The organism is Enhygromyxa salina (genome assembly GCF_002994635.1).
Taxonomy (GTDB): domain Bacteria; phylum Myxococcota_A; class Polyangia; order Nannocystales; family Nannocystaceae; genus Plesiocystis; species Plesiocystis salina_B.
In genome coordinates this window covers 27,526-47,891 of record NZ_PVNL01000058.1, presented here as the reverse complement: position 1 = coordinate 47,891, position 20,366 = coordinate 27,526, and the positions used below count along the sequence as shown (strand labels likewise).

Sequence of the window (20,366 nt, the reverse complement as noted above, 5' to 3'; positions counted from 1 at the left end):
CGTTCCGTTCAGTTCGCTGCCAACGGGCGCTCCGGTATCCAGAGGCGCATGCAAGCGGGCGAGGAGCCTCGCCCGAGCTGATGCTCCGGGGTCAGCCTGGGTTGCAGTAGTACTGCACCTCGGCCGACTGCTCGATCCCGAGGTCGTCGCAGGCCGCTCCGCACACCTCGATCTGGCTGTACTCCATGTTGGTGTAGATGAAGCCGTTCTCGCTCTCGCAGTCGTCGACGAGCTCGTAGATGTTGTCGCCGATCACGACCTTCGTGTAGTCCGGGAAGAACGGGGGCTCCAACAGATCGAGGAAGCAGCTAGAGCCGTAGGAGTCCTCGACGACGGCCTCGAGCGCTTGTGCCAGCATGTCGGCGTCGTCGGCTCGGTAGAACTTCTCGAGCCCGGCCTTGGGCGCGCCGCCGGCGATCGCCATGGCCTCCATCTGCATCAGCGTGGGGCCGAACATCGACGGGGCGATGCCGACGACGTAGGTGGTCACGCCGTTCATGAGCCCGGCCTCGAGCGTGGCGACGGCCTCGTCGAGGGCGGCCTGATCGGGATCGGGGGCGTTGTCGTCGGTGCAGCCGATCCGGCCGTCGGTGATCAGGAAGATGAACTTGGCGCCACCTTGAGACTCGTACTGCTCCATGTAGGCCATCGTGTTGGTGATGCCGAGCACCGTCGGCGTGCCGCCGTTGACGACCGCCATGGGGCCGGGGATGTTGGCCAGGAGCACGTTGGCGTTGTCGATCGCGATCGGGACGTCGGGGTTGACCGAGACCCCGCACGCGCCGAAGCCCTGGGTCGAGAAGGTCTTGGCTCCGAACGCGATCTGGGAATCGGCCCCGCCACCCACGACGGCCTCGACGGCCTCGTAGAGCGCTTGCCACCGGGTCTTGTTGGGGTCGTTGATGTCGAAGCCGACGTCCATCATCGAGCCCGATCGGTCGAGCAGGAACATCACGTCGGGCGGGATCGGGGCGACCTCGCCAGCGAACTCCTGACAAGCCTCGTCGCCGTCGCCATCTCCGGAGTCGCCGTCGCCGTCGCCATCGCCGTCGCCGTCGCCGGAGTCGCCGTCGCCGTCGCCGTCACCCGGGTCGCCATCGCCCGGATCGCCATCGCCGGAGTCGCCGTCGCCATCGCCGTCGCCCGGATCGCCGTCACCATCACCGTCGCCGTCGCCGTCACCCTGATCGTTGGTGCCGGCCTCCGTGGTCAGGTCACCGTCACCATCACCGCTGCTTGCGGTCTCGTCACTCGAAGTGCTGTCCTCGCCGTCGCTCGAGCCGCTGTCGCCACACGCGAAGGTCAAGCTCAGCGCGGCGAGCAAGCTCAGAGAGACGGGAAACCGGGGTCGACCACGAAGTTGAACCATGGGTCATAGACTACAGGTTATTGGTCTCGATCGAAATGTCCTCAATTCTGGGTCGGAAAATACCCACATTTCGGGACTGCTCGATCTCGCACCTGTCGGCGCGGCTTCGCGGTGACAAATTTCGTCACTCACATCAGCTCGAACGAAGCGGGCGCTGGCGAGCGATGCCTTCACGACCGACCACACTGTGGGGGCCGTCACTCGTTCAGTCTCACTCGGGCCGATCGGAGGTGGGGGTGGGCCCGTGTACCACCCGACCCCGACCGCGGCGACGATCGTGGGGGTGGCCCTCACGCCTGGCTCGCTCCATGTCGATGAGCTCGCGGAAGTGCAGGTCGCCGATCCGCTTTTGTTGCTGCTCGTCGAGCGCCGCGAACTGCTCGGTGAGGACGTCGGCGCGGGCTGATTTCATGCCGCCGCCATCGAACATGTGCAGGATCATCGCGAGGGTGATCTGCTCGAGTGGGAGCCCAGGTACGTAGCCCTGGTCGTTACCAAGCGCGACAATTAGACCCGCGCGCTCGAGCTGATCCGTGATCGCCACGATCGGCGCGAGCCCGATGTCGAACCGCTCATTGAGCGCGTCGACGGTCATCCCCAGCGAGACGGTGTTTTCGGCCTCTTCATCGGGATCGGTGCTCAGGCGCATGGTCTCCGAGCGTCGATCGTAGTTGTCGGCGATCGCCAGCAACAGCCGCGCTGCCGTCCGCCCAGGCGAGGGCAGCAGCCGTCGCTGAACCCGGTAGTTTGGCTGTACGTAGCCCTCGCGCGCGACCGAGCTGAGGTGGTGGACCACGAAGGTGATCTCGGTGCCGAGCAGCACGATCATCCAGCTGAGGTAGGCCCAGACCACGAACACCGGGAGGATCGCCAGCGAGCCGTAGATGCCCTCGTAGGTGTGGATAGCGACCATGCTCAGGTACCGGCCGAACGCGATCTTGCCAAACTCGAACAGCGCGGCCGACAACAGCCCGCCGATCGCCGCCGCCCGCCAGCGTACGGTCTGGTTGGGCAAGAACCGGTTGAGCAGGATCAGGCCGATGCCGCTGGTCACGACCGGGGTGATCGCCAGTGATCCGATCCGCGACAGCACCGGCTGCGCGAGGCTGTAGAACACCACGATCGGGCCGAGGCTGGCGAGCGTGTAGAACATCGTGAACTTGGCGACCAGCGTGCGCGAGCGGGACACTCGCCAGATCTCGTTGACGGTCTTCTCGAGCGTCGAGAACAGCAGGAACGCCAGCACGATCACGACCAGCAGACCCCAGCGGCCCAGCTCCTGAATGTTGACACCCGAGGCCAGACTGACCAGGCCATCGGCGAGCTCACCCGCGCGATCCATGTCGGGGCCCAGCGCGTAGGCGATCTGCTGGACGAACTGGGTGCCGAAGCTCGGGTCGAGCTTGCCGATGAAGAACAGTACCACCCCGACGCTGGGGACCACCGACAGCAGCGTCTGCAAGGCCAGGCTCGAGGCCAGCGCCGAGCAGCGATCCGCGAACAGCCAGCGCCGGATCGTGTACACGGCCAGCAGCCAGACGCGCCGGCTCGGGCTCGGGTCGTGCTCGGGCTCGGTCGGGATCAACCAGTGCTGGGCGCGCGCGAGCTGGGCGCGAAGGTTCTGGGGGTTCAGCGGATCCACGCGCGGCCGAGTGTAGAACAGTCGCTCGCGACCTGTGCGAGAGTCTGGGCATGCGACGGCCCCCGCTCGTACTGCTGCTGACGACCACGCTGGTGGCCGCGATCGCCTGCGAGCCCAGCTCGCCGACCTCGACTCCGGCCGCCGACACGCCGTCGACGTCGGCGTCGGCGTCGGCGTCGGCGTCGGCGTCGGTCGACTACCAGGCCCAGGCCGACGCGCTCGCGCACCGGTTCGTGATCCTCGATGGCCACGTCGACGTGCCGATCCGGGTGGCCGGGGCCGTGCGTGAGGGCCTGGCGGTGCCGCCCGTGCACGACCACGCCGACGACGGGGACTTCGACTACGCCCGGGCCCGCGCGGGCGGCCTGGATGCGCCGTTCATGTCGATCTACACGCCCTCGGCGTTCGAGGCCGAGCCTGGCAAGAGCAAGGCCTTCGCCGACCAGAACATCGACTTCGTGGTCGGGCTGGCCACTGATCACCCCGACAAATTTGCGCTGGCCGTGACGCCGGCCCAGGTCCGCAGCAACTTCGAGCGCGGGCTGATCTCACTGGCGATGGGCATGGAGAACGGCGCGCCGATCGAGGGGGAGCTGGCCAACCTCCGCCACTTTCACGAGCGAGGGATCCGCTACATCACGCTGACCCACGCCAAGGACAACCACATCTGTGACTCGTCGTACGACCAGGCCCACACCCACGCGGGCCTGAGCCCGTTCGGCCGCGAGGTCGTGGTCGAGATGAACCGGCTCGGGATCATGATCGACGTCTCGCACGTGTCCGACGACAGCTTCTGGCAGATCATGGAGCTCAGCGCGGCGCCGGCGATCGCGTCGCACTCCTCGTGCCGAAAGTTCACGCCCGGGTTCGAGCGCAACATGAGCGACGAGATGATCGTGGCGCTCGCCGAGCACGGCGGCGTCATCCAGATCAATTTTGGCAGCGGGTTCCTCGACGCGGCCTATCGCGACGCCGAGCAGGCCAGCGAAGCCGAGCTCGCGGCCCTGCTCGAGGCCCACCAGACCGACAGGACGGCGCCAGAGGGCGAGCGACTGATCGAGGCGTACCGGGCCGCGCACCCGCTGCCGCGGGTCGACGTCGGCGTGGTCGCCGATCACATCGATCACGTCGTCAGCCTCGCGGGCGTCGACCACGTCGGGCTGGGCTCCGACTTCGACGGGGTCGGCGACACGCTGCCCGATCGCCTGAAGGACGTCTCGATGTACCCCAACTTGCTCGCCGAGCTGCTCAGGCGCGGCTACACCGAGGCCGAGATCGAGAAGATCTGCTCGGGCAACGTGCTGCGCGTCTGGCAAGCGGTCGAGGACCATGCGGCCCGGTTCTAATCAGCTCGGGTCAGGCTTCTGACCCGCTTGCGAACCGTTGTCAGGAGCGCGACTACTGTACGTCGGGTCACGCTGCGCTTCTCGTCACGCCAGTTTGCGTCGGATCTTTGCGGCGATCGGCGGCGTCGTGGTCGAATCCCACCAGGCGCGCATGCAATTGAGTCTAGTGATGATTCAGGGCGATCTCGATGACGCCGAGGTCGAGGCCATCTACGCCGACGTCGGCTACCGCGACTGCGCGGTCGTCGGTCAACCAGTGCCCGGGATCGCTGTCCTCGGGCTCGTCGAGGACGAGCGCGAGCGCTGGCCCCAGCGCGAGTTTCTCCGCCACTGCCGCGATCAGGGCTGGACCGTGATCGCCGACGAGTCGGGGTGCCTGGCGCTGCTGCCCAGCGAGCGCTGGTCGGCGCTGGCCAACCGTCGGGGCACCCGTGTGGTCGTGCTGCACGGCGAGCCCGATCCGGGCATGCGGGCGTTCGCGGTCCACGAGCCGGGCGGCCAGCGGCGGGCGGTCGCGGTCTGCGAGGACGAGCGCGAAGAGATCGGCGTGCCGCTGGCGATCGAGGCCGCGTTTCGGGGCTCGCAGCTGCCGATCGACGATCTGTTGGTGCTCGTCGCGGGGCTCGGCCTCGACTTCGAGCGGCTCAACCTGCTGCCGCCGTACACGGTCACGGCTGCGTACGCGCCGTCGTGGGCGTGACCCCGAGCTCGCGGGCCAGTCGCGCGAGCCGCCTGGGGTGGTCCGTCACGATCCCGTCGACGCCCAGCCGGATCAGCCAGCGCATCTGCTCGGGCTCGTCGATCGTCCACACGTGGACCTGCAGGCCGCGCTGGTGGGCCGCCCGCACGAACTCGGCGGTGACGACCCGCAGGCTGCCGTGGCTGACGGGGACCTGCAGCGCGTCGTAGTCGATCGGGACCCTGGCGCTCAGCTTGGCGCGCGCCGCCAGCCAGAACGCGAACACCTCCGCGGTGCAGGCCGAGGTCACGACCGTGCCACGCGCGAGTCGACGAAACGCGCGCAGCGACACGAGGTCCTCGCTGCCGACCAGGACCCGATCGTGGATCCCCAGGGTCTCGATCTGCTGCCACAGCGCCGCGACGATCGGCGGCTTGGCCTGCTTGATATCGAGGTTCACGCGGACCTCGGCGTCGAGCCCGACGACCTCCTCGAGGGTCGGGATCGTCACGCCCTGGCCGCGAAACGGGTAGCTGTGGCCGTCGAGGGTGAAGTGGTAGCCAGCGTCGAGCCGCCGCAGCTGCGCGAGCGTGAGCTGCCGGAGCTCACCGTGTCCGTTGGTCGTGCGCTGCAGCAGCGCATCGTGAAAGCACACGATGTGGCCGTCGCAGGTCATGTGTAGATCGGTCTCGAGCCACGGGCAGCCAGCGTCGAGCCCGGCGCGGAACGCCTCGAGGGTGTTCTCGGGGTGCGAGGCTGCCCCGCCCCGGTGCGCGAGGCAGGCGAGCCCGCGCGACTGAAAGTAGGGCAGGGGCACGCGGGGTGGTTGTCCTCTGTGGCTGGCGATCCGACAAGCGACGATCAGGGGCGCGCTACGAGGGGCGCTGGCCAAGCGCGAACCACCGTCCGGCTGCGGCCTCGCAGACCAGGCCGAGCAGCTCGGCCTCACACAGGGCCACGGCGGCCTGGATCGGGTCGGGCATCGCGTCGATCGTGGCGCCCGCGGGCCCCGCAGCGTCGAGCAACTGGGCCAGCCAGGCCAGGTGCGCGGGCCAGCTGGTGATCGGATCGGCTGCGCTTGGGGGCGCTCCGCCGAGCTCGTCGAGCCACGCGCCGACGCTGCACCCGAGCGCTCGAAGTCGCTCGGGATCGCTGTCGAGCGGGGCTTCTCCGAGCGCGCGGGCCCCCGCCCCGATCAGCGCGCCACACCCTGCGGATCCGCTCAGCACCGCGACGGGCACACCCTTGCGCAGACCCAACAGCCCGGTCCCGCGCGAGCCCGAGCGCAGCCCGGCCTCTGCGACCAACACCGCGTCGGCGAGCCCCACGACGATCGCGTTGCGCGACGCAAACATCTCGCGGTTGGTCTCGGTTCCCGGCGGATGCGCGAACAACAACCCCGCACAGTCCGACGCGACCATCCCACCGAACAAGCGCGCGTGGTTGGGCGGGTACACGCGATCGCGCCCACACGGCAGCACCGCGAGCTGCGGGATCCCCCGCTCGAGCGCGGCCCGATGCGCCCCGCCGTCGATCCCAAGCGCGCCCCCAGATATCAACGCCCACCCGCGCAGCCCCGCGGCCTCGACGATCGGCCCTAGCGCCCGCAGCACGTGGCGATGCGCCGCTCGACTCCCCACCACCGCCAACCGCGGCCCCGCTGGCAGCGCCCCAACGAGCTCGAGCGGCTTGCGGCGGGCACCTGGGAGCCCGAGCTGAATTCCAGTGAGAGACAGACAGGGCTGGTCGATCGGTTCCACACCCTCCCCATCGGCCCGCCCAAGCCGAGTTTGCAGCGCTCGGGCTGGTTTAAAAACAACCCCTATGTCGCGTTTCGGCTCCAGCGCTCGCTGCTCTGCGCCGCTGCTGCAATGCGCGCGGGCGGCAGCAACACACGAAAGCGAGCACCCGCCCCAGGGGCGCTCTCGACCAGGATCCCGCCCCCGTGGCTGCGGACGATCCCGCGCACCGCCGGCAGCCCGAGCCCGCGGCCGGCCAGCTTGGTCGAGAAGAAGGGCTCGAAGATCCGCGCTTGGGTGGCGTGATCCATGCCCGACCCGGTGTCGCGCAGCTCGAGCCACACGTACGTGCCTGGCCCGAATTCGGGCCGCTCGACCAGGGTCGCCAGCAGCTCCGGGCCGAATTCGTCGACGCCGGTCGACAGCGTCAGCTCGCCCGCGACCGGACCGATCGCCTCGGATCCGTTGACGACCAGGTTCATGATCAGCTGGCGCAGCTGGGCCCGATCCGCCTCGATCTCGGGCAGATCCGGGTGCAGGGACAGACGGATGCTGACCGACTCGGAGATCGCAGCGTGGAGGACCTCGGCGAAGTCGGTGATCAGCGAGCTGAGCTCGAATTCCTCGGGGACAAATTGACCGCGGCCCGAGAACGCCAACATCTGCTGGGTCAGCTCGGTCGCGCGCTCGGCCGCCGCTTCGATGTCTTGCACGCACACCGCCGCGAGGCTCTCGTGATCCATGTCGTCGAGGGCGATCCCGGCGTTGCCCAGGATCCCGGCCAGCAAGCTGCTGAACTCGTGGGCCATGCCGCCGGTGAGCACCGACAAGCTCTCGAACTTGCGGGCCTTGCTGTCGAGCTCTCGGCGCGAGCGCTCGAGCTTGCGCCGATCGCTGACGTCCTGGGCCACGCCGAGCACGACCGCGCCCTCTTCGAGCTCGCGCCGGACCCGAGCCACGACGAACAGCTCGCGGATCTCCCCGTCGACCAGCAGCCGGTGCTCGAGGTTGAGCCGGGCCTCGTCGTCGATCAGCTTGTCGAGCGCGCGGCGGGTCGGGGCGATGTCGTCGGGGTGCAGGAGGTCGAGCAGATCCTCGATGCCCATCGCGTCGCCGCTGGGGCGCCCGCACAGCCGCTCGAACTGCGAGTCCCAGGTCAGCTTGTTGGTCTCGAGCACCCAGTTCCATCGGCCCAGGCGCGCGAGCTCCTGCGACTCGGCGAGCGCGGCCTCGCGCTCGCGCAGGGTCTCGGTCATCCGCACGTTGTCGGACACATCGAGGGCCAGGCTGCCGACCAGGCGCTCGCCCGCGGCCCCGTCGATCGGAAACTTGGCGCCCTGCCACCAGTGGACCGCGCCGTTGGCATCGACGATCGGCTCGAGCATGTCGACGAACCCATCGGCCACCCGGGCCTGCTCGTGGATCACGCCCGTGCGCGCCGCCATCCCGCCCGGCAGCAGATCATCCTCGGCCCGACCGATCGCGGCGTTGACGTCGATCTGAAATTGCTGGGCGAACGCGCGGCTGGCCCAGACCACCCGACGCTCGGGATCCGTGATGTAGGCGATGCACGGCGAGGCATCCATGAAGGTGCGAAACCGTTGCTCGGATCGCTCGAGCTCGGCCTCGCGGGCGGCCCGCTCGTCGGCGTCTTCGTAGGCCTTGAGCACGGTCCCGCAGGCGCTGAGCAGCGGCGCGAGCGGAGCGACGAGGTTCGAGTGGAAGCCGCCCGGCCGGTTGGCGACGGCGAGGATCGCAACCGGCTGCCAGCGTCGCCCGTGGCGGGACAGCGGGATCGCCATCAGGTTGTCGAGCGCCGGCAGGCGCGGCTCGTAGTCCAACAGCAGCGGCTCGGTCGTGCGGGCCAGGTTCGCGAGCGGGCGCGGGATGGTCTCGCCGGTGGCCCCGGCCGCGAGCGTATCTTGCAGCCACTTGACGACCTTGGCATGGCGCTGAGTGTCAATTGCCAGCACGCACTCGGGGCTCAGCACCGATCCGGTGCTGATCGTGCGGATCCGGGCGATGAAGCCGATCGCGCTGTCGGTCAGCTCGAGGACCCCGGTCAGCGCGGCCGCGAGCACCTCGCCGCGGGCGGTGTCGTTGCGATCGGACACGAAGCGATCGTGTACGACCTGGATCGCCGCGAGGATGCGTTGAGGGTCGAGCGCGCTCATGAGGGTGGCGAGGACTCGCCGCGCGCACGCGCGCGACCACCCGATGGTGCCATGAAACGCGCGCCTCTGTGCTCAGTCCTTCTCGCGCTTCCAGGCGTCATCGAGCACCAGCGTGAACGGCATCGCGCCCTCGAGATCCGCGATCTGTTTCGCGCTGGCCCGTGTGCCGCGCAGATCGAGGGTGCGCAGCTGTTGCATGGCGGCGAGCGGCTCGATGTCCACGAGCGGCGTGTTCGCCAGTGACAGCGTGTCGAGCCGCGTGAGACCCAGCAGGGGGCGAACGTCGCGCACGCCGGTGCCGTCGAGCGAGAGGACCTCGAGCCGCGGCAGACTCGCGAGCGAGCGGACGCTCGTCACTTTGGTGTGGTCCAGGCGCAGGACCCGGAGCTGCTCGAGGTTGCGCAGCGGCGCCAGATCCCGAACGCTGGTGTCGGCGAGATCGATGACCTCGAGCTTGTCGAGCTTGGTCAGCGCGGAGATGTCAGCGACGTTGGTCTCACTCGCCAGCAGCTGCGTCATGTCGACCGCGCGCGCGATCGGGTCGAGATCCTGGACCCCAGTCCCGCGGATGTCGAGGGTCGAGAGCTTGTCGAACCCGCGGATCGGGGCGAGGTCGACCACGTACGTGTCCCACAAGATCAGGTGCTCGACCGCCTGCAGCTTGGCGATGTGCTGCAGGTCGACGATCTGGGTGCCGCCCAGGTTGAGGTTGCGCAGCCCGTCGACCTCCGCGAGCGCGGCGACGATCGTGTCCTGGCTGGCGCCGAGCGGGATCTTGGTGATCGAGGGCCCGCCGAGCTGGTAGTGATCGAGGTCGACCGCCGCGGCCACCAGCGGCGCGTCGGTCTTGGCCGGCGCGAAGCCGTCGATTTGCAGCACATCCGGTTGGGTCAGGGGGACGACCGTGATCAGCTGGCTCGGCGGACTCGGCTGGCTCGGCTCGCGCGGGGCAGCCTCGGACTGGTGGTCGGCGCTCGCTTGGGCCAGCTGCAACTGAGCCACCGGGACCCCCGGCGATGTAGATGCAGAGGCGCCAGCGTCGGAGCCCGCCACACACGCAGCGCAGATGAGGGGGAGCAACGAGACGGCGAGACGTGGGTGGTGTCGCATGTTGGTGGGTGCCCACGTGGGGCCGGCTCGTTGGGCAACGCAGCCTGGCGATGATCGTTGCATCAAGACCGTTATCAGCTTGGGCCAGGCTTCTGGCCCACTTGCAGGCGCGATTGCTGGACCGGTTCACCGGGGGGTAGCGGGGTGTTATCAGCTTGGGCCAGGCTTCTGGCCCACTTGCAGGCGCGATTGCTGGACCGGTTCACCAGGGGGCAGCGGGCTGGTATCAGCTCGGGTCACGCGAACTACTCTTCTCGCAGATCCAAAACCATCGTCGCCCGACGAGCCGGCTCTTCATCGACCAGTACAGGTCGCGGCCCGTCGAGCGCCCAGGTCTTCACGCTCGCGGGGTCGCCCTCGCGGTGGCCGTGGTCGACCCTGATCCACGCCTGGTCCTCGGGCCCGGTCACGATGCTCGCGCTGGTCGAGCTGGGCAGCAGCGCGCAGGCGAGCAGGAGCTTGGCGTCGAGGTCGGCCCGGCGACGGGCGAGCACGGCGAGCGGGCCACGGTCGGCGACGGTCATCGGTCGCGGGCTGATCGGGATCGCCGCGACCAGCGCGAGCACTGTCTCGACCAGCGCGTCGCCGCACAGCCGCGCGAGCGTGCTGCGGATCGGCTCGAGGTCGCCGCGATCGGCCTCGAGCATGTGCTCGTGAGCCTCGCTCGAGCCGTGGTCCAGGCGCTCGGATCGCAGGACCAGCTGGCCGGCGACGGCGATCGCCCGCCGGCGGGCGGCAGCGATCGCGGGGCGCTCGACGGCGACGTCGAAATTGAGCTTGCCGCGGGGATGGCCGGCGATCGGGATCGGCGACCACCAGCTGTGCCGGGTCCAGACCAGATCGTCGGTCCGGCCGGTCCGCGAGATCCACAGTCGGCCGAGATCCCCGACGCCCTCACCCGGCGTGAACTCGACGCGTGGACCCCCGAGCTCGGGCTCGGCCTCGTCGGTGTGGCGGGGCGGCGGGGCGTCGAGCACCGCGTCGAGCCAAGCGAGCGCCTCGCCGACCCGCCAGCGGCTGAGATCCGAGCGCGGCGCTCGGTCGTGGATGTGACGCATGCGCGCGAACTCGGGCCCGACGCAGCGCTCGAGCGCCAGGCGGGCGAGCTCGAGCAGGTCCCGAAGCCCGCGCTCGCACACGTGGCGTGCGAAGCCGCTGCCGCCCGCGGTTCGATCGAAGATGCACAGCGCGCGGCGACCGTCGATGTCGACGAGATCGACGTCGACCAGCTCGACCGCCGCGCGCAGGTAGCCAGGGATGATCATGCGCAGCGCGGCGGCGAGGGGGATCAGCGCGTCGTCAGTCGGCGACTGGACGGGCTGGGGCTGACTGGTGTCGACGCTGGTGTCGACGCTCGTGTCGATCAGGCACACCTCGGTCCCGTAGCGGACCTCGAGCGGTCGCTCGTAGATGCGTTGATCGACCAGCACCGGCCCCGGCGCGAACCGACGCACGCCGTGCAGCGACTCGGTGATCTGCGCGTGGGTGAGCCAGACCGGCAGCGTGCGACCACCGAACTGCCGATCGGTCCACTGCGGCCGGCCCTCGGCGGTCGCGCTCTCGAGCTCGACAGTCACGCTGCGATCATTGGTGGTCCGCTCGCGCCCGCCGATCTGCTCGGCCCGGAGCTCGCGCGCGCCTGGACCTTGGGCTTGATCGTCGATGATCATGAATCGCCCACGCGGGTGCAAGAAGATCCGGCCGGGTGGGTACACGGCCCGCGCGATCGCGGCGTCGATCGTCAGCAGCACCTCGGAGGTGCCGGCGTCGACGACCTCGGCCCGCGAGCTGCGATCGCTGACGCAGCGGGCGTCGATCGGCTGGCCCAGCGCGCCTTCTTTGACCGCGCGCAGCAACGTCTGGGGCACGACATCGTCGGTCGCCGGATCGATGTGGAGGACCTCGCGCAGCCGCAGCGCGTCGCCGAGCCCGGCCACGGTGTCATCGACGAAGCGCCCCCCGAACCGGTCGCGGAGGGCTCGAAGATCCTGCTCGCGCCCGATCGCTCGATCGAAGTGGCGCTGGCGAACCACCCGCGGCTCGCTCAACGCCACGGCGCGGGGCAAGCTGGCGACCAGCTCACGGTGGACCGCGTCCTCGGCCTCCTCGTGCAGCACCATCTCTTCGTCGCCCGGTGGCGCGAGCACCAGGACCACCGGGCTGCGAGGTGGAAACGCCTCGGGGTCCAGGCCGACGCCCGCGTGGGCCAGGCGCGCGGCCTCGCGGCGCACGTCTGGGTAGGTGCCCTCGACGATCACGATCGCGGCCGCGCGCGGATCGTCGCAGTGGTGGCGACGAAGGTTGCCGAGATCGAAGCCCGCGCGCCTGACCCGGCGCTCGGCGTCGCCGGCCAGGCGCAGGTGCCAGGGCAGCTGCGCGCGATCGCAGGCCTGCGCGAGCACGTTCAGCGGGATGTCGACGCCGAGCCCGTCGACGAGATCGCGCCGCCGCAGCAGCACGCGCGCGCGACTGGGCGAAGCATCCTCCGCGAACAGGCGCATCGGCACGGCGAGCACGTGCTTGGCCCACGCGTCCATGCCGCTGGCGCCGGCCGCCGCGGTCGCCAGCAGCGCGGCGGGGTAGGGGGCGCGGTGCAGACGATCGAGCAGCGCCCACAGCCTGCGGACGCACAGCTGCAGGTGCATCTCGGCCACGCCCGTGAACCCGTCGACGTCGTCCGCGACGATCAGCCCGAGCCGCCCGAACAGCTCGTCGGTTCGGGGATCACACAGGACCTCGGCCTCGCACGCCTCGAGATCGGCGACCACGATCGCGGGCGTCCGCCCGGCGACCAGCGCGGGCGTGAGATCCTCGCCAGCCACACACACCAGCACGTTCCAGCGGGCCGAGGAGCCCAGCAGCGCGCGCTCGAGGGTCTTGGCCCAGCGCGTGGCCTGGTCTCGATCGCGGACGATCACCAGCGAGGTCGCGCCGCGATCAAAGAACACGTGGAGGGCAGCTAGCAGCGTCAGCGTGGTCCGGCCCGAGCCCTCCGCGGCGAGCACCAGCGCGTGCGGGGTCGAGCCGTGCGCCTGGCTGACGACCGAGGCCGCGTGCTCTTCTTCGAGGGTGGGGACCTCGCCGCGCTCGGGGGCCGCCTGCATCCGCCACAGCTCGCCGAGGTGGTCGAGCAGCTCGGCTTGGTGGGCCCACGGGCGCTGCTCGCCGGTCAGATCCTCGAAGATCTCGCGGACCAGGGGCGCGATCGCTACGGGAAACTCCGCGCGGCGGCCCGGCACCTGCTCGCGGTGCTCGAGGGCCTCGAGCTGCACGCCGGGCCGCAGCTGCTCGAGGGCCGCGTGGAGCCGGGCGAGCGGGGCCATGCGACGAGTCTGTTGCTCGTCCTCGGGGTCGTCATCGTCGGCAGCGGCGGGCTTGTCTGCGGCGGGTGGCCGGCCCGCGACCAGCAGATGAAACGCCAGCGTCCACAGTAACAGCCCGCCCGTCACCCACGCGCCGGGGGCTGGGAGCACGCCCGGGTTCTCGGCCAGGCGCATGCCCGCGAGCAGGTGAAGCGGGATCACCAAGCAGACGATCGGTCCCAGCCAACGACGAAAGCGGCGATCAGCCCGGCGGGTGGTCGAGGAGCCGACCCACGCGAAGTACCAGGGCAGCTGGTTTGCGCGCGATGGCCCGCCTCGCGGCTCGCTCCAGCGCAGCCCGGCCGCCCATACCCAGTCGAGCACGAACCGGATCAACGACCACGCCAGCGCCCACACGAACACGTGCACGAGGATCGCCAGGCCGGGGTGCTCGGCCAGCGGTAGCGCCCCCCAGGCCCACGGGCGGCCGAGCAGCTTCCACTCGAACCACCCGATCTGTGCCCACGCGGACTCGGCGAGCCACTCCGGTCGGCGCATCAGCGAGGCCAACAGCGGATCGACCGCGCGACCAAACATGTAGACGCCCACGCACACCAGCGAGGCCGCCGCGGCTGCGGGGCCGGGGCTCGGGGCGTCGGGCGGGGCGGCGAAGCGGCGGCGGATCAAGCCTGCGAGCAGCAGTACGAGCGCGATCGCAACCAGCGGCATCACCACGCGGGCGGCCCCCGCGTCGAGGAACTCGGCGATCATCGGCGCGAGCTGCCGCTCGGCGTCGGCGAGGCTGTCGGGGATCCCGTCCGCGAGTGAGTCACCAGGATCGAAGCCGTAGTCTTCGAGCGCGTCGAGTGAGTCGAGCGAGTCGGGATCGATGTCAGCGGGTATGTCGGGCGGCGCCCAGCCCAGCCACATCCACGCGGACATGCTGAGCATGGTGAGCATCGTGGCCACGCCGCTCATGGCTCGCTGGCCCCTTCGCCAGCGCCCTCGCCAACTCGCTCGGGCCCGGTTGAAAGCTGGCGTGGCGCTGCGAATGCACCGTTGGCGGGCTTGGCCACCGGTGTGGCGTGCAGGCTGGGCGGCGCAGGCGGACGGGTCGCTTGCTGTGACTGCAATGACTGCAATGACGCGACCGCCGACGCGGCGATCCCCGTGGCCGTGATCACGAAGTAGGCACGATCGCGCTCGACCCCGGCCCGCAAGGGCGTGCGCTCGGACGCGGCCGCCGCTCGCTCGGCGACCAGAGCCAGCGCCGCGCGAGGCACGATCGCGTGTCCACTGCGCAAAAACGGCCGGTTGATCCCGCTCGGGTCGCGCTCCTCGTGGCCGGTGAAGTTCAACGCGCCACCCAGGGATCGCCGCTGGCGACGAACGAAGCTGGCGAGCCGCTCGGCGGTGGCCTGGGCCCGCTCGCTGCCCGCGAAGGGATCCCAGTCGGCGATCGGCGCGGCATGGGGCTCGGCCGCAGCGCGGAGCCGGGCGAGGTCGGCGAACGGCAGCTCCTCGCGCCAGCGATCTCCGCGACCATAGTAGCTAGCGAGCTGCCCGAGCACGTCGTGGACCCGGCTCTCGCGGGCTTCCGAGGCCAGCGAGTCGACGATGTCGGCCGATCCCTCGTCACCGACGAACGGCTCGACCAGGCTCTCACCGCCGCGCCCGAGCAAGCCCGAGAGCTCGTCCCGCTCGCCCATACCCGACTCGGTGCCCAGCTTGACCCCAAGCTGCCGCAGGTTATCGCGCAGCTCCGAGCGCGCCCGGCGGGCGGCCTTGTCGATCAAGAGCAGGGTCTGCGCGTCGGCGTCGAGCGAGGCCTGGACCGCGAGCAGCGACTCGACCCGCGCGATCGCCCGCGACAGCTGCAGCCGGGTCCTGAAGTAGTCGAGCAGCGATCCGCGGCCACCCGCGATCGTGCTGGCGAGCGCCTCCCACATGCGCTCGAGCGCGCGCAGCAGCGCCAGGTGAGCGGTGCCCAGCACCCAGGTGAGCCAGGCGCCCAGCCCGATCACGCCGCCGATCAACGCGGTGAACCATGCGTGGCGGCGAACCAGCGGCTCGTACCAGTGATCGGGATCGATCCACAGCGCGTCGGCCAGCATCCGCAGGACCGGGGGCACGAACAACAGCAGGCCGAGCAGCGAGAGCACGGCCCACAGCAACATGCGGGGCGGGTCGGGCTTGCGCCTGGCGGCGTCGAGCATCGACGCGTGGGCGCTGCGAAGCTGTTCGAAGTCGGGCGGCGCGGCCGGCAGCGCGCGGTCGCGCTCGGCCAGGGCGTCATCGAGCTGCTCGCCGAACGCCCGGCGCAGCTTGGCCACGAGCTCCTCGGTGCGGCGCAGACTCTGGGCGCTGGGCTCTTGCCACAGCTCGCGATCGATCCGCTTGCGCAGGCGCCCGAGCAGGTCGTCGCGCCAGCGCTCGATCGCCGTTCGATCCCGGGCCACCACGTCGTCAAAGCGCTTGCGCTGCAGCAGCCGCCAGGTGGCTTCGATCGCGCGCATCCGGCCCTCGAGCCAGCCGCTGGGCACCGCCGCGGGGGGCTCTGCGTCGAGCAGCGAGGGATCCCCCGGGTCCGGGCCGTAGCGATCCACGAGCAGCTCGGGCCGCTCCCACCAGCGCGGCGGGGGATCGGGATCGAGGTTGGGGGCGTAGCGCTCGAGCACCGCGCGGACGTCTCGCTCGGCGATCTCGGCGTGGTCACCTCGATCGAACGATCGCGCCTCGAGCTGCTCGAGCGCGTCGGCGTCGCTGAGGCTCGACTCGATTCGCGGCGCGGCCTGGATCGCGTCGAGCAACTCGAGCGCGACCCGATCGCGCCCGTACGCGCGAAGCTTGTGGCGGGGGAACTCCGCGACGGCGCACACGAAGCTCGCCAGCGGCTCGTCGGGCTGGTCGCCGTGCAGCAAGCTCGCCGCCAGCTCCGTCCCCAGCTCGGTCCCGACGTCCGCATACAGCAGCAAGCTCGCGAAGTTGCGCACGCACTGACCGAGCTCGGCCTCGGACAGGACCGAGAACTCGGCGACGTCCTCGATCAGGTACAGCTGAGGGATCGCGCGCTGGCGTGGCGGTGTGGTGGCGATCGCAGCGACCAGCGCGTGGACCGTGGCGACCAACGCCGGGCCTTGGGGGTCGCTGGGTGGGTGCGGCATCGCGACCAGCGGCAAGATCACGGCGTTGCGCTGCTTGCCGGTCCGGTAGCCCTCGAAGATCGGGCCGAGCTCGGCGAGCAAGCGGGCCTGCACGCGGCTCATGATCGTCAGCAGATGCTCGCGCACCTCCGGCTCGCCGAGGCTGGCGAACACCAGGATCGTCAGCCGCGTGTGGTGCTCGATCGCGCTGGCGTCCCGGGTCGCGACCATGCGCGCGTGGCCGAGCGCGTGGCGGACCCGCGCGAGGGTCAGCTCGGTGATCGCCTCGACATCGGCGAGGCTCGGCTGATCATCGGCCTGCGCGTGGACGCGCGCGCGCACGACCCCGAGCTGGTGACCAGCCTGGAGTCCGGTCTCGTGCCCGTGCCCGCGCTCGGCGAGCAGGCGCTCGGCGACACTGGCCCCGAACTCGCCGAGCCCGATCAGGACCGCGGGGACCTCCAAGCTCCGCGACGCCCAATCGCGCTCGATGGTGTCGTCGCCGTAGACCATTGGGGATGCCATGCGAGCCCGGAGCAGGCGCGACGGGGGGCCCCGCCGCCCTCACTCAGTCGCCGACGACCCCTGACAGGATGGTTCGGGCCTCGTTCAGATCCCGATACTCGGACCCGCGGATCTTCCCGTCGAGCTCCAGGTCCTGCAGGCGGCTGCCCCAGCTGCGCGCGAGCTGCTTGAGCTCGGCCTTGATCGGCTCGTCGATCGCGGCGACGTCGGCCAGCAGCGGCTGCACCCAGCCGTCGAACACCGCGGGCATGTCCTTGCGCAGCGCGAACAGGGCGTCGGCGGCCCCGAGCATGCCCTCGCCGAGCGGCAGCGCTCGGTCATCGCGGACCCGCAGGCTGAACGAGCGGGTGCCGCTCCCCGGCGCTTGCAGCTGCTCGACCACCCCGCGCGCGAGCCCCAGGGCCAGCGCGACGACCGAGACCCGACGCTGGGCCTCGACGGCCTCGAGCTCGCGGCGGCGGTCCTCGGGGTCGAGGTCCGGCAGCCGCTCCCAGTGGTGATCGATGTGCAGCGGCCACGCTTGCTCCCGCTGGCCCTGGAACCGCCGATACGCGGCCTTCATGTCGTCGTTGATGTGCGGGAAGCAGTACAGCGGGACCCCGAGGATCGACCGGTAGAACACGATCCGGTGCGAGTCGGGCCACTCGAGCTCCTGCGACTCGCTGCCGGTCGCCTCGGTGTAGATGTCGTGAAAGATCCCGTGGCGCAGAGACTCGTGGAGGCCGACGAGCAGCATGTTGGGGTGCTTGATCGTGCCGCGCAGCTCCGGTTGGTAGCGCGACAGCGGCTGGGCCTTGTTGATCGCCAGGTCGAGCTTGCGGCGCGCGTAGGTTCGGACCTGCTCGACCTTCCACAGCTTCGCCGGGCTGAGCGGGCGGTCCTCGAGCAGCTCGACCGGGTTGGCACGTGGCGCGTCGGTGTGGCGCCCGTAGTACGCGGCCTCGAGCGCCAGCGCGTCGTCGATCCGCAGGCCCGCGCGGCGGGCCGGATCCTCGGCCTTGGCGTCGCCGACGATCTCGGGCTCGAGCCGCTGCTTGGCGATCACGATCAGGCGATCGACGATCTCGCCGACGATCCGCCCCGCGTCGGGCCGCACGGTCTCACCGCGATCGTCGAAGCGCGGACGCAGTGCCTCGCGCAGGGCCACGAGCACGGCGTCTTGGTTTTGTAGCTCGGCGCGGCTCTCGATCTGATCGGTGTAGTACCAGCTCCAAAACCGCAGCCGCGCCGACGGGTGCTGGAGCAGCTCGACGTCGAGCGCGTACTCGTTGGCCTCGCTGCGCAGGCCCTCGATGCCGCCGTCAAACTCGTAGCGGCGCGCGTCCTCTTCGATCGACTGCGCGAGCCGACCCGCCGAGGACTCGATGTCGCGGAAGGTCCGGCGCAGGTGCTCGGCCGCCCGACCGAGCGCGCCCAGGAACTCGAGCGCGGCGCCCTTGACCATCCAGGCCCGGATCTTGTCGACGTAGTCGTTGAACAGCGAGACCGCCCGATCGCGCGCGGCCTCGAAGTCCTTGTCCTTGCGGGTGATCAGCTTGTCCCAGCCGCCGTAGGTGCGCTTGAGCTCCGCGGCCTGGGTGTTCATCTCGCCGCGGAACCGGCCGTCGCTGCCCAGCTCGCACTCGGACGCGAGCCGCTGGACCTGGGCGCGCAGCTCGTCGATCGCCGCGGGCGCGAGCGGCCCGTCGCTGGAGTCGCGGAAGTCGAGCAGCACGAAGCGCTGCTCGTAGAGGTTGAGCTCGGGGGCCTCGTCGGGCCCGGCCGCGGCCAAGAACTCGGTCCACCAGTCGCCGGTTGCGACCCGGTCGAGCTCGAGCTGGACCAGCTTGTCGATCTTCTCGCGGCCCTCGGCGACCTGGCGCTGCAGCGCGTTGAGGCTGGCCGCCGGGGTCCACGAGCCGTCGAGGATCCGGTCGGCCGAGATCTCGCGCACGCCCGCGGTCTGGTCGCGCATCTCGGTCTGGACCTTGTCGATCGCGGCGGTGAACTTGCTGCGCGCGAGCTCGGGCAGCTTGGCCATGCGCGCCCAGATCCCGCCCTCGATGCCCTGCTGGGCGGCGAGCAGCCGGATCTTGTTGCCAAAGTTCTCGTCGATGCGGCGGGCCTTGGCGTCGTCGGACAGCTGCGCGAGTTCGGTGGGGCTGAGCGCAAACCGCTTGAACTGCTCGCGCTGGCTGGGCGAGATCAGGGCCGGATCGTCGAGCAGCACGTAGCGGCGCACGGCCGTGGCCGCGTATCGGCGCGCGCAGTACTCGAGCAGATCGTGGCGCGGCAGGACCATGACCGACGAGCCGAGCGTGCCGAAGAACGCCGAGTAGCCCTCTTTGCGATCCCAAAGCGCGTCGGGAAACAGCCGCCGATTCTCCTTGGTGTAGTTGTCGTAGTCGGCCTGCTGATCGCCGATGATCGGCGAGAAGATCTGCACGTAGGTCGCGTCGGCCAGCGCCTCGCCGACGTCATCGAGGCTGAAGGTCTGGGGCCGATCGACGAGGTACACGAGGTCGTAGGGGCGCCGCGAGACCGAGACCTTGTGCTTGTTGCGCGGGTCGTAGTGGAACGGCATCTCGTCGACCGGGTACTGGGTGTCGAGCTTCATCAGGTGCTCGACCTCCTTCAGCGCCGCATAGCTGTTGGCGTAGATGCCGTCGCGGTTCATGCCGATCACGCTCTCGAACGCCTCGGGCAGGATCGCAAACCCGATCAGCCGCGCGCTGCGATCGTCGAGGATGTCGCGCATCATGTACGCGAACGGCAAGAACCCGCCGGACCCGGTGCCGCCCGCGACCGAGAAGTACACGAACACCTGGATCGACGCGCTCTGGTGGCGCATGCCGTCGAGGTGGCTGCGCAGATCGTTGGTGACCGACGACAGCTTCTGAATCATGTCGGCCGACTCGATCGCCCGGAACATGCTCAGGCGGCTCTCGATCCGGATCTGCCCGGCCCCGGCCCCGCTCTCTTCGCGGAACTGGTACCAGTCGTGGATCCACTGGGTGAAGTAGGGATCCGCGTCGGCGAACGACTCACCCCGGCGCAGCTTCGAGTACGCGACCTTGTCGAAGTCGCTGATCAACACGGTCTCGTCGACCTTGCCGTACTGCGGGGTGCCCTTGCGCAGCCGGGCGAGATCGGCGTCGTTGGTGTCGATCGCCACGAATCGCACCAGGTTGCGGTACTGCAGCTCGAAGTCGTCCGCGCTGCGCAGACGCTTGGCGATGCGGCCGACGGCGCGACCGCCCGAACCGCCGAGTCCGACGAATAGAGTCGGGGTGACCTCTCCTGGCATGATCCTGATCGGCATCGCTGTCTCCTGTGAACCCTGAAACCTGAGGCGAAA

At 70.1% G+C, this 20,366-nt stretch carries 11 protein-coding genes; 2 read left to right on the top strand and 9 right to left on the bottom strand.

Annotated features, from left to right (window positions below):
• Positions 1–91 precede the first annotated feature (91 nt).
• Together ENSA7_RS15980 and ENSA7_RS15975 are read right to left on the bottom strand one after the other, a co-directional pair.
• On the bottom strand, positions 92–1,369 hold the full coding sequence (locus ENSA7_RS15980) for a vWA domain-containing protein (RefSeq protein WP_106090155.1): 1,278 nt from the start codon (positions 1,367–1,369) through the stop codon (positions 92–94).
• Positions 1,370–1,580: 211 nt separating this feature from the next.
• On the bottom strand, positions 1,581–3,011 hold the full coding sequence (locus ENSA7_RS15975; protein WP_106090154.1) for a YhjD/YihY/BrkB family envelope integrity protein: 1,431 nt from the start codon (positions 3,009–3,011) through the stop codon (positions 1,581–1,583).
• A 50-nt stretch (positions 3,012–3,061) separates the two neighbouring features.
• Between ENSA7_RS15975 and ENSA7_RS15970 the strand changes: the two genes are divergently transcribed.
• Together ENSA7_RS15970 and ENSA7_RS15965 are read left to right on the top strand one after the other, a co-directional pair.
• On the top strand, positions 3,062–4,357 hold the full coding sequence (locus tag ENSA7_RS15970) for a dipeptidase (protein WP_106090153.1): 1,296 nt from the start codon (positions 3,062–3,064) through the stop codon (positions 4,355–4,357).
• A 151-nt stretch (positions 4,358–4,508) separates the two neighbouring features.
• Complete coding sequence (locus ENSA7_RS15965) at positions 4,509–5,057, top strand: hypothetical protein (RefSeq protein ID WP_146157745.1); 549 nt, start codon at positions 4,509–4,511, stop codon at positions 5,055–5,057.
• Here the strand turns inward: ENSA7_RS15965 and ENSA7_RS15960 are convergent.
• From ENSA7_RS15960 to ENSA7_RS15930, 7 genes are all read right to left on the bottom strand, one after another.
• The gene (locus ENSA7_RS15960; protein ID WP_181233782.1) at positions 5,026–5,853 is read right to left on the bottom strand and encodes a glycerophosphodiester phosphodiesterase family protein; all 828 of its coding nucleotides are present in this window, start codon (positions 5,851–5,853) and stop codon (positions 5,026–5,028) included. The genes ENSA7_RS15965 and ENSA7_RS15960 overlap by 32 nt on opposite strands.
• A gap of 55 nt (positions 5,854–5,908) precedes the next feature.
• Positions 5,909–6,796 (bottom strand): DNA-processing protein DprA, encoded by an 888-nt coding sequence (locus ENSA7_RS15955; protein WP_181233781.1) that lies wholly within the window; start codon positions 6,794–6,796, stop codon positions 5,909–5,911.
• A gap of 62 nt (positions 6,797–6,858) precedes the next feature.
• Complete coding sequence (locus ENSA7_RS15950; protein WP_106090149.1) at positions 6,859–8,949, bottom strand: PAS domain-containing sensor histidine kinase; 2,091 nt, start codon at positions 8,947–8,949, stop codon at positions 6,859–6,861.
• A gap of 72 nt (positions 8,950–9,021) precedes the next feature.
• Entirely contained in the window at positions 9,022–9,951 is a 930-nt protein-coding gene (locus ENSA7_RS15945; protein ID WP_146157744.1) for a leucine-rich repeat domain-containing protein, read from the bottom strand.
• Between the two features lie 353 nt (positions 9,952–10,304).
• The gene (locus ENSA7_RS15940; protein WP_146157743.1) at positions 10,305–14,330 is read right to left on the bottom strand and encodes a DEAD/DEAH box helicase family protein; all 4,026 of its coding nucleotides are present in this window, start codon (positions 14,328–14,330) and stop codon (positions 10,305–10,307) included.
• A gap of 5 nt (positions 14,331–14,335) precedes the next feature.
• The gene (locus tag ENSA7_RS15935) at positions 14,336–17,029 is read right to left on the bottom strand and encodes a hypothetical protein (protein ID WP_146157742.1); all 2,694 of its coding nucleotides are present in this window, start codon (positions 17,027–17,029) and stop codon (positions 14,336–14,338) included.
• Positions 17,030–17,072: 43 nt separating this feature from the next.
• Positions 17,073–20,330: a tubulin-like doman-containing protein gene (locus tag ENSA7_RS15930; protein ID WP_181233780.1), complete on the bottom strand. Its 3,258-nt coding sequence runs from the start codon at positions 20,328–20,330 to the stop codon at positions 17,073–17,075.
• Positions 20,331–20,366: the final 36 nt, after the last annotated feature.

Coding starts and splice junctions, on each gene's coding strand:
- ENSA7_RS15980 (WP_106090155.1), bottom strand. CDS start 1,369: ATGGTTCAACTTCGTGGTCGACCCCGGTTTCCCGTCTCTCTGAGCTTG.
- ENSA7_RS15970 (WP_106090153.1), top strand. CDS start 3,062: ATGCGACGGCCCCCGCTCGTACTGCTGCTGACGACCACGCTGGTGGCC.
- ENSA7_RS15965 (WP_146157745.1), top strand. CDS start 4,509: ATGCAATTGAGTCTAGTGATGATTCAGGGCGATCTCGATGACGCCGAG.
- ENSA7_RS15950 (WP_106090149.1), bottom strand. CDS start 8,949: ATGAGCGCGCTCGACCCTCAACGCATCCTCGCGGCGATCCAGGTCGTA.
- ENSA7_RS15935 (WP_146157742.1), bottom strand. CDS start 17,029: ATGGCATCCCCAATGGTCTACGGCGACGACACCATCGAGCGCGATTGG.
- ENSA7_RS15930 (WP_181233780.1), bottom strand. CDS start 20,330: ATGCCGATCAGGATCATGCCAGGAGAGGTCACCCCGACTCTATTCGTC.